The organism is Terrisporobacter muris, from assembly GCF_024621905.1.
In the GTDB taxonomy this organism is placed as follows: domain Bacteria; phylum Bacillota; class Clostridia; order Peptostreptococcales; family Peptostreptococcaceae; genus Terrisporobacter; species Terrisporobacter muris.
In genome coordinates this window covers 1-9,731 of the sequence record NZ_JANKBY010000129.1, presented here as the reverse complement: position 1 = coordinate 9,731, position 9,731 = coordinate 1, and the positions used below count along the sequence as shown (strand labels likewise).

Genomic DNA, 9,731 nt, shown 5'->3' with positions numbered 1-9,731 from the left:
TTAACGTAGATCCTGTTGGTATATCAACTACAATATCCTCTTTATTATTTTTATTGTATGGACCTATTTGAGTAACTACAAAAATTGCTACAAGAATCAAAATAAGAATTGAAATTACTATAGCCACCATAATTTTTTTACTTTTATAATTGTTCAAATTCATAAGTTGCTAACTCCTTATCTCTTTTATATCCTTTTTATTATAAATCTAAGGTTAAAATATTTCAATAAAAATGTCAGAATTAAAAAAATTCGCTTTACTCAAACTAGTATATTCTATAAATAAAATTCAAATCTCTTCTCTGATTCAATTTAAAAATAAAAAAAGCTTAACTTTATTTTTTACAAGTTAAGCTTTTTTAAACATTTAACTAGAATTTACTTATTCCATCTTTTGTCACGACACCATATATTAATTTTTTAGGTTCAGCTTTTTCTTCGCTTATTATATAAGCATTTTTAAATCTTCTCTTTGCATCTTCAAATTTATTTTCTCTATTAAAGTGCATAACTGCTAAAGTATCTCCTTCGTTTACAAAGTCTCCTACTTTTTTCTTTAGTATTATACCTGCACTTAAATCTAGTTTATCTTCTTTAGTTTCTCTTCCTGCACCAAGTACCATTGCACTAACTCCAACAGCTTCAGCTTCTATTTTATCTATGAAACCTGTTTTGTCAGATTTTATTTCAACTATATGGTTTGCCTCAGGCAATAAAGAATAATCATCTGCTACTTCAGGATTCCCTCCTTGATTTGAAACAAACTCTTTGAATTTTTTTAAAGCAGCACCAGATTCTAGTGCTTCTTTAATTCTTCTTACTCCATCTTCATAATCTGAAGCTATTTTAGATGATACTAACATATAAGCACCTAATGTCTCACAAAGTGTCATAAAATCTTTTGGACCTCTTCCTTTTAAGGCTTCTATGGCTTCTATAACTTCTAATGAGTTACCAACAGCACTTCCTAAAGGTTCGTCCATATCACTTATTATAGCTATGGTTTCTCTATTCATAGCTGTTCCAATTTCCACCATTTCCTTAGCTAATGCGAAAGAGTCATCTAAAGTTTTCATAAATGCTCCGTCTCCAGTTTTAACATCTAAAACTATTGCATCAGCTCCAGAGGCTAATTTTTTACACATAATAGATGCAGCTATTAACGATATATTATCAACTGTTGCTGTAACATCTCTAAGAGCATACATTTTTTTATCAGCAACTGCTATTGATGCCGTTTGACCACAAACAGCTATTTTTATATCATTTACTGAATCTATAAATTTCTTAGAGCTCATTTCTATTGAAAATCCCGGTATAGCTTCTAGCTTATCTAAAGTTCCTCCTGTATGTCCAAGACCTCTCCCTGACATTTTAGCCACAGGAACACCACAAGCTGCCATTAAAGGTGCTAGGGCAATTGTAGTCTTATCTCCCACTCCTCCTGTTGAGTGTTTATCAACTTTAACACCATTTATTGCAGATAAATCCATTACTTCTCCTGAATTCATCATTGCTTCTGTTAAATAAGCAGTCTCTTGCTTATTCATTTTATTTAAATATATAGCCATTAAAAGAGCTGATGCTTGATAATCTGGAATTTGCCCCTTTGAATATCTATCTACAAAAAAATCTATTTCTTCTTTTGTTAAAACTTCTTTATCTCTTTTTTTTCTTATTATATCGTATATTCTCATTGCTGCCTCCTAAAGATTCACTTTGCTACATTATTTCATTTTTAAAACTTTCACCATTATTAGGTAACTTAACATTTAATATATCTGCTACAGTAGCTCCTATATCTGCAAAGCTTTTTCTTATTCCTAAGTTTATTCCATTTTTAATATTTTTACCATACACAAGTACTGGTATATATTCTCTAGTGTGATCAGTACCTTTGTAAGTAGGATCATTTCCATGGTCTGCATTTATTATTAATATATCATCTTCTTTCATTGATGATATTATTTCAGGTATTCTAGCATCAAATTCTTCTAAAGCTTCTTTATATCCTAAAGAGTTTCTTCTGTGTCCATATTTTGAATCAAAATCAACTAGATTTGTGAAGATTACTCCATTATTTTCTTTTTTAATATAATTTATAGTTTGATCTACACCATCCATATTATCTTTAGTGTGTATAGCTTCAGTTATACCTTGTCCATTAAATATATCTTCTATTTTTCCCACACCTATAACATCTAAATTAGATTCTTTTATTGTGTCTAATACTGTAGATTCAAATGGATTTAATGAGTAGTCTCTTCTGTTAGAAGTTCTTTCAAACTTACCTGCCTTTTCCCCTATATAAGGTCTTGCTATTATTCTAGCTACAGCATTATCACCCATCATTATTTCTCTTGCAATTTCACACATTTTATATAGCTCTTCAAGAGGTATTACTTCTTCATGAGCTGCAATTTGGAATACACTATCTGCTGAAGTATATACTATTACATCTCCTGTTTTCATTTGATGTTCACCATACTCATCAAGTATAGCTGTTCCAGAAGCTGGCTTATTTCCAACTACTTTTCTTCCAGTTCTTTTTTCAAACTCATCTATTATTTCTTTTGTAAATCCATCTGGGAATGTTTTAAAAGGCTTTTCCACCACTACACCAGTCATTTCCCAGTGTCCTGTTGTTGTATCTTTTCCACATGATAATTCATCACATTTACCAAATGAACCTATTGGATTTTCTGTCTTTGGTAAATAATCTATTCCATCTATATTTCCAAGACCTAATTTAATCATATTAGGTATTTTAATATCTTTATGATTTTTAACTATATTACCTAAAGTATTTACTCCCACATCTCCAAATTCTTGTGAATCCTTAAGCGCTCCTACACCAACGCTATCTATAACCATCCATATTACTCTATTCATACAAATTTCCTCCTTATATGTCTTCTTTTTTCCTTGGATGCTTGTCCTTAATTTCTTTCCTAACATTATTGTCCATTTGGTTTAAATATAGCTGTAAACTAGACAAATTAGAGTTTCCTAAAATTCTACTTACAACAGCCACATTTGCACCTCCTTTTAGTAAATGTATGGCAAATGAATGTCTAAGTATACTAGGATTAATATTTTTACTTATATTAGCCATATTAGCATATTTTTTGATAACTTTCCAAAGACCCTGTCTTGTGAACCTTTGTCCTTGGGCATTAACAAATAATGCTTCTTCATCTGTTTTAGCTAAATTGACTCTTCCTTCTTTTATATATTTTTCCAGATATAATTTAGTTATTTCACAAAGAGGTATTACTCTTTGATTCTTTCCTGTATTACAATATAGATAATCAATTTGCAAGTCTACATCTTGTAGATTTAGTTCAACAAGTTCTGAAACTCTTATTCCTGTACCATATAATGTTTCAAAAATAGCTTTATCCCTTATCTTTTTAGGGCTATCTAAATCAGGAAACTTCAAAAGAGCTTCAACTTCTTCTTCAGTTAAAATTTCAACATTTTCTCTTTTTATTTTTGGTTTTTTTATATTATTAGCTGGATTGGTTTCGCTAATACGATTTAAAAATAAATATTCATGAAAAGACTTAACAGAAGAAGTTACTCTTGATACTGTAGCAACAGAAATATTTTGTTTTTCTAAATTCACCAGAAAATTAATAATATCATACTCTGCTACATCTTTAATTTCAATATGCTCAGACTGCAAATAATCTATATACTTTTTAATATCCGTATAATATGAACATATGGTATTTTCTGATAATTTTTTTTTGCATTTAATATAATCAATATATTGTTGTAAAACTTCCATAAATAACTCCTTTTATCTTACTAGGAATTGCAAAATGCCAATGCTAATTGCATTTAATAATAATTGTGCTGATGTACAAACTATTATTATAATAATACCATTTAACAAGTATCTTCTACCTAAAAATAAGATCCCTTCTTTTCTTCCTCGTTTATATTCTTCGTAAATATTTCTAATGTAGTAAAAACTAAATGCAATAATTAATATTGCCCCTGGTATTATAATAAAATTTTTTATTACCATAATCAATATCATTTTTATACTTTTAAGCTTAATTAATAAAATTAAGCTATTAATAGTATAGCCTATTGATATTCCTTTTAATAAAAAACTTATTATAGCTAATGGAAAAGTAAGTACAAACAATGAAAATAATACTATACTCCCTAAGAAAATAATATTTTCTCTCAAATTAGAAAAAATTACAGCACTTATGTTTATATCACTTCCCTGGCTATAGTAGTCATACAAATTATTTATACTATCTAGTACTATATCTTGTCCATTTGAAAAAATCTTATTTAAATAAGTTCCTATAGCCACAAATACAATAAAAATAACGCTTAAATAAATTATTTCTTTACTTACTCTTAAATTATCTTTTTTTCTTATTGTTTTTCTCAAATTTATAACCTCCTCTTATCCTAACATATATTTATGTTATCAAAGAGGAGGTTATGCTTTATATTAATTCTTTAGTTAATAATAATCCAATAACAGTTTTTGAATCACAAATCTCGTTGCTAATAACCATATTGTAAGCTTCTTCTCTATCAATCTCGTAAACCTCTAAAAATTCATCTTCTTCCAAGTGACTCTCCCCTGGAATTAAATTTTTAGCTAGATAAATAAATACCATCTGATTAGAAAATCCTGGTGTAGTATAGTACTTATGAATTAATTTTAAACTGTCTACACTATAACCCGTTTCTTCTTTTAATTCTCTTATAGCACAATCAAGGGGTGTCTCACCAATTTCAATTTTACCAGCAGGTAGTTCATATAATTCTCTTTCTATTGCTTTTCTGTATTGCTTAACTAATACAATTTTATTATCATCTGTTATGGCAACTATAGCCACTGCGCCTTTATGTTCAATTATTTCCCTTTTTTGATATCCTTTATTAGGCACCTCCACTGTGTCTACTCTAAGCTGAATAGTTTTACCAGTGTAAATTAAATCACTACTTACAGTAGTCTCCTTCGTTATCATCACAAACCTCCATTAAGTAATATGCAGCCGTACTTGCCGCATCGAAAAATTCCTTATCTTGTTCGTAATTTCTGCCCATACTTCTTGCTTTAAGGTTAAAATAATCCAAATCTTCTTTACATTTATTATTTTCCAGATAAATTATATTATGTTTATCAAATAATTTATTATCTTTTACTTGTTTTTTTATGTAATCAAATTTTTCTTTATCATAAATAGTTACAGGAATATTTACATTCACATTTACAATTTCTTTAAATATGGTAATTGCATGATGTGATATTCCCCTATGTCTTTCTCTTAAATCAGCAAAACTTATCCTAGGAATAGCTATAGGATTTCCTCCTAATTTTCTAACAGCATCTAATATAGGTCCTTGCTCAATACCTGTAAATCCATATTTAGTACCAGTTCCTGCTATACCAGGTCCCATAGATACAAACACTGCATCAGCCTTAATTATTTCTTTTGCTGTAATTAAAGCTGTATATATATTAATACATTCATAATCACCGCCAAAAGCATTTCCAATAGTAATAGTACTATCAATTAAGTTTTTTTCTTTTAGGTTTTGTACATTTTTACTTAAATAAATCGGAAGCGCTGCTCCGTCAGTCATTATATATACTAGCTTTTTATTTGGATTATGTCTTTTGTATGATGCTACAAAAGGAGTTAACATACTATGAAGCGTCCCTACAACAACTGGCATATAATCTAAAGTTTCAAAGTTATTTATTATATCATGATATTCACTTTCATGATCTTCTACAGCATTTACTTTTATTTGATAAGGAGTGTATCTAAGCTTCATTATATGACCACCTGGTGATAAATCAGATTCTTTGTTATTTAAATTTGCTATAACAAAGTGATATCCACCAGTACCAAGACTTAGTTCAACTGCAGTAGTATTTAATATTACTTCATCGCCTATATTTACTTCTCCAGTTATTTTAGGATAGTTATAAGCTCTTTGTATTTGTCCATTAATATTAACTCTTATATCATCTAATACTTCACTACTATCAGCTATTTCCTCTACTATTCCTACTTTTTTACTAATCATAAGATTACCTTCCCAATCTATCAATAAAATTTAATACTTTGTTTTTTTCTATAATTTTTGTTAAAGAAAATTTTTCAGTTAATATGTGTATTAATATTAAAAATATTAACCATGCTATTCTTACATTAAGCGTGTAACCAAGCGCCATTAAGATACCTATAGATATTCCAAGTACATTTGAACCAGTATCCCCCATCATAGCTTTTGCTTTTAAATCATAATTAAAATAAGCAATTACATTTGGAAGTATTAATAAAGGTAACATTTGTATATAACCAGTTAATGTAAATAAGATTATAATTATTATAACTAAATATACCTTTATTGCTCTACCAGGTCTTAAGTCAAATAAATTCATAAAGTTAGTGGACAATGCTATAATCAAAGTATTTACTATAATATCAATAATATTTTTAGATATACACACTGATATTATAAGTCCTACAAAACCTCCAAATAAGGCCTTAAATCCTCCTGTTGTAAGTTTTCCTTTAAAAAGACTTTTAAAGTGACCCTTTAGTCCACTTACATCTCTATTTCCTATGGTATCATCTATTATACCTGCAAAAAACATAGCCATCATTCCAAATATAAATAAAAATAAACATGTCATGCTTACAAAATCTACTGTAAAAAATGCCACAATAATTCCGTTTATAATTATCATTGGAAGAAAGACTATCCCCATACTAACAGGTATCATTTCTCCTTTGTAATTAGGTCTTATACAATTGCTATCAACTAGTAAGTTTTTGAATAAAGGTATCATTAGGTATGTTCCTATTAAACCTAACAAAAATATTATTCCTCTAAATACATATGAATACAATATATTACCTCCATTCTTTTTTCTTTTGTTTTAGTACTTTCTTAATGTGATAATATTGTTTTCCTCTATGAATAAAGCCTTTTAAATCTCTTCCCGTTTCACTATGAGTCATATTAACTAGTACTTCTTTTATTCTATATCCATATTTTAATATGTCTATGGTCATACCGACTTCCACGCCATATCCAAATGGAATTTCATCAAATTTTTCTAATACTTCTTTTTTAAACAATCTTTGACCTGATAAAGTAGCGTCTAATTCTACTCCCGTCATTTCAAGTACAGATTCTTTTGCAAGGCCTTTAACAAATCCAAGTCCTCCCTTTTTCTTTGCAGGAGGGAACTTTGCTATTATAACATCTGCTTCATCATTTAATATTGGTGTTATTAATTTTGAGATTTCATTTGATGAACTACCAAGATCTGCATCTAAAAAACCTATGATATCGGCTTTTGTCATGGCAACTTTTAAACCATTATTTAAAGCATAACCCTTACCTCTATTTTTGTCTTGAGTTATAACAGTTATTTTATCACTTTTTACTTCTTTAGCTACCTTTGAAGTATTATCACTAGAACCATCATCGACTACTATTATTTCACTTATTTCTTCAATATTTTTTATATTTTCTAGTGTATCCTTAATTTTATTTTCTTCGTTATATGCTGGTATTATTATACTTAAATAAGGATTCATTTTCTTATTCTCCTTTAATTATTAGTTATTTTCATAAGCAATTAGTTCTTTTGCTAAATCAGAATTTCCATAATTACCAACTATGTTTTGATTTTTTAATAATGTAGTTAGAGAAATTTTACCCATACCTTCATTTATATTATCTATTGTTGATATATTATTTTCTGAATATAATTTTAAAATTTCATTATTGCTATCACTTTGAGTAACAGCCACTAAGTATTTGTTTTCTTCTTTTAATCCATCTAAAACTAATTTTTCTTTTGCATCAAACTTTACTTTCGCATCTTTTCCAGTTAATTCTCCAAGTAAAACTACTGAATCATAATCTTGGTATTTCTTTTCGTCTATATTATTTATTTTTATTACACCTAAATCTTCTAAAGCGTATAATTGGTCATATCCTTTTGTACTACCTAAAGAGCTTATTATGTAGTTTATTACATCTTGTGATGATTTAAATGTTTTATTTAAATCTTTAGATAAATTAGCTAACTTTTCCTCATCACTTATATTATCTTTTATTACTATATTGAAAGATACTTTACCATTAGCATTTGTTATTAATTTTTCTATTTCTTCGCTGTAGTCATGGTTTTCGCTTGTTAGTATTATTCCAGTATTTTTATCTGTTAATACATCTGCTGTTAATACATCAACATTTTTATCAATATATTCTCTTGTTGCTTCTATATCTCCATTTAACGATTCAATTTCCGCTTGTAAATTTTTATTCTTATCCTTTAGATCTTCAAATTCTGTATTAAAGCTTTCAAGTACTTCACTTTGTTGCTTACTTAAAGCTTGATCATAGTTTAAGTTAAATCCAACTAGTATTCCTACACCTAAAGCTATAAATATAGCACCAATTGTGACTATATAGTACTTCATATTTATATTCATATTAATCCTCCTAATTTATATATTACATATTTAATAGTAATTTTAATTTTAACTGTATTATTCTGATAAATTGCTGTGTTGTTGGTGATAAATAAGCAAGTATTAGTACTGGGAATAATGCTGCTATTATCATAGCCCAAATATATTTGATTTTCAATTTGCTTTTATATAGTAGGTTAACACCTTTAGCATCTATTAATTTAGACCCTATTTTTAATCTTACAAGGAATGTACTAGCCATACCTTTTCTTCCTTTTTCCAAGAAGTCTATCATGTTAGAATGTGTCCCAACTGCAACAATTAGCTCTGCTCCATATTCATAAGCTGTAAGCATAGCAATATCTTCACTTGTTCCAGGTGCTGGAAACACTATTGCATCAAGTCCTAAATCTTGTATTCTTTTTAGTCCTGGTGCCCTTCCATCCACATAAGCATGTACAACTATTTCACCTGCTTTTTTTAGTGTTTCATCACTAACACTGTCCATATCTCCAACTATAACATCTGGAACATATCCAAATTCTACTAAAGCATCTGCACCACCATCTACTCCTACAAGCACTGGTTTTACTTCTTCTATGTAAGAAATTATTGTACTTAAGTCTTCTTTGTAATCTTGCCCTCTAACTACAACTAATACGTGTCTATCCTTGTATTTTGTTTTTACTTTAGGGATTTCAACTTCTCCTAAGATGAAGCCTTTTTCTTTTTTTGCATATTCTATAGTATTATCTATGAATCTATCTAATTCTACAGACATATTATCATAAGCTTCTTTTATTTTTATAGATACTTTTTCTTTGTCTAGTACACTACCTTCTCCCAAAAGTTGTCCATCTCTATAGATTTGCCCATTGTTTACTTCTATTATTTGCCCTTCTTTTAATTCATCAAATAATTCTTGTCCAACATTATCTATAATTAAAATATTTTTATCTGTTAATATTCCTGGCCCTTTATTTGGATATTTCCCACTTATAGACTGGGCTGCGTTAATTACTAATTTTACTTTACCTTCTACAAGGGAATTGGCAGCTACTTCATCTATATCCATATGATTGATAACTGCAATTTCTCCCCCTGTAAGTCTCTTCGCAAGCCTTTTTGTTTTTCTATCTACTTTAATAGGGGCTTCCACTCTCATAATTAAAACCTCCGATATTTTATTAAAATCATATAACATTATAACATTATTTAAGAACAAAGGAAATATTTTATAGTTTTATA

The 9,731-nt window shown here is 28.5% G+C and carries 10 protein-coding genes; all 10 read right to left on the bottom strand.

Features of this window, described 5'->3' with window-relative positions:
- Positions 1-371: 371 nt before the first annotated feature.
- The 10 genes from NSA58_RS10990 to steA all read right to left on the bottom strand — a co-directional run bounded on the left by NSA58_RS10990 (position 372) and on the right by steA (position 9,648).
- The gene (locus NSA58_RS10990; RefSeq protein WP_039679400.1) at positions 372-1,697 is read right to left on the bottom strand and encodes a pyrimidine-nucleoside phosphorylase; all 1,326 of its coding nucleotides are present in this window, start codon (positions 1,695-1,697) and stop codon (positions 372-374) included.
- Positions 1,698-1,722: 25 nt separating this feature from the next.
- Positions 1,723-2,892, bottom strand: coding sequence for a phosphopentomutase (locus NSA58_RS10985; RefSeq protein ID WP_039679399.1), 1,170 nt, complete (start codon positions 2,890-2,892; stop codon positions 1,723-1,725).
- A gap of 13 nt (positions 2,893-2,905) precedes the next feature.
- Complete coding sequence (locus tag NSA58_RS10980) at positions 2,906-3,793, bottom strand: tyrosine-type recombinase/integrase (RefSeq protein WP_039679398.1); 888 nt, start codon at positions 3,791-3,793, stop codon at positions 2,906-2,908.
- 12 nt (positions 3,794-3,805) lie between these two features.
- The gene (locus NSA58_RS10975; RefSeq protein ID WP_039679397.1) at positions 3,806-4,417 is read right to left on the bottom strand and encodes a stage II sporulation protein M; all 612 of its coding nucleotides are present in this window, start codon (positions 4,415-4,417) and stop codon (positions 3,806-3,808) included.
- A 58-nt stretch (positions 4,418-4,475) separates the two neighbouring features.
- Positions 4,476-5,006, bottom strand: coding sequence for an NUDIX hydrolase (locus tag NSA58_RS10970; RefSeq protein ID WP_039679396.1), 531 nt, complete (start codon positions 5,004-5,006; stop codon positions 4,476-4,478).
- A complete protein-coding gene (locus tag NSA58_RS10965; protein ID WP_074429181.1) occupies positions 4,978-6,075 on the bottom strand; it encodes a DUF3866 family protein in 1,098 nt (365 codons plus the stop codon). Before NSA58_RS10965 ends, NSA58_RS10970 begins: the two co-directional genes overlap by 29 nt.
- Before the next feature lie 4 nt (positions 6,076-6,079).
- Positions 6,080-6,844, bottom strand: coding sequence for a glycosyl transferase (locus NSA58_RS10960; RefSeq protein WP_079764706.1), 765 nt, complete (start codon positions 6,842-6,844; stop codon positions 6,080-6,082).
- Positions 6,845-6,908: 64 nt separating this feature from the next.
- Positions 6,909-7,601, bottom strand: coding sequence for a glycosyltransferase family 2 protein (locus NSA58_RS10955; protein ID WP_039679393.1), 693 nt, complete (start codon positions 7,599-7,601; stop codon positions 6,909-6,911).
- Positions 7,602-7,622: 21 nt separating this feature from the next.
- A complete protein-coding gene (locus NSA58_RS10950) occupies positions 7,623-8,504 on the bottom strand; it encodes a copper transporter (protein WP_039679392.1) in 882 nt (293 codons plus the stop codon).
- Between the two features lie 22 nt (positions 8,505-8,526).
- A complete protein-coding gene (gene steA / locus NSA58_RS10945) occupies positions 8,527-9,648 on the bottom strand; it encodes a putative cytokinetic ring protein SteA (RefSeq protein WP_039679391.1) in 1,122 nt (373 codons plus the stop codon).
- Between the last annotated feature and the right edge of the window lie 83 nt (positions 9,649-9,731).

Bases quoted from the DNA above. Each gene is read 5' to 3' on its own strand.
- NSA58_RS10990 (WP_039679400.1), bottom strand. From the start codon at position 1,697: ATGAGAATATACGATATAATAAGAAAAAAAAGAGATAAAGAAGTTTTA.
- NSA58_RS10985 (WP_039679399.1), bottom strand. From the start codon at position 2,892: ATGAATAGAGTAATATGGATGGTTATAGATAGCGTTGGTGTAGGAGCG.
- NSA58_RS10980 (WP_039679398.1), bottom strand. From the start codon at position 3,793: ATGGAAGTTTTACAACAATATATTGATTATATTAAATGCAAAAAAAAA.
- NSA58_RS10970 (WP_039679396.1), bottom strand. From the start codon at position 5,006: ATGATAACGAAGGAGACTACTGTAAGTAGTGATTTAATTTACACTGGT.
- NSA58_RS10965 (WP_074429181.1), bottom strand. From the start codon at position 6,075: ATGATTAGTAAAAAAGTAGGAATAGTAGAGGAAATAGCTGATAGTAGT.
- NSA58_RS10960 (WP_079764706.1), bottom strand. From the start codon at position 6,844: ATGATACCTTTATTCAAAAACTTACTAGTTGATAGCAATTGTATAAGA.
- NSA58_RS10955 (WP_039679393.1), bottom strand. From the start codon at position 7,601: ATGAATCCTTATTTAAGTATAATAATACCAGCATATAACGAAGAAAAT.
- NSA58_RS10950 (WP_039679392.1), bottom strand. From the start codon at position 8,504: ATGAATATAAATATGAAGTACTATATAGTCACAATTGGTGCTATATTT.
- steA (WP_039679391.1), bottom strand. From the start codon at position 9,648: ATGAGAGTGGAAGCCCCTATTAAAGTAGATAGAAAAACAAAAAGGCTT.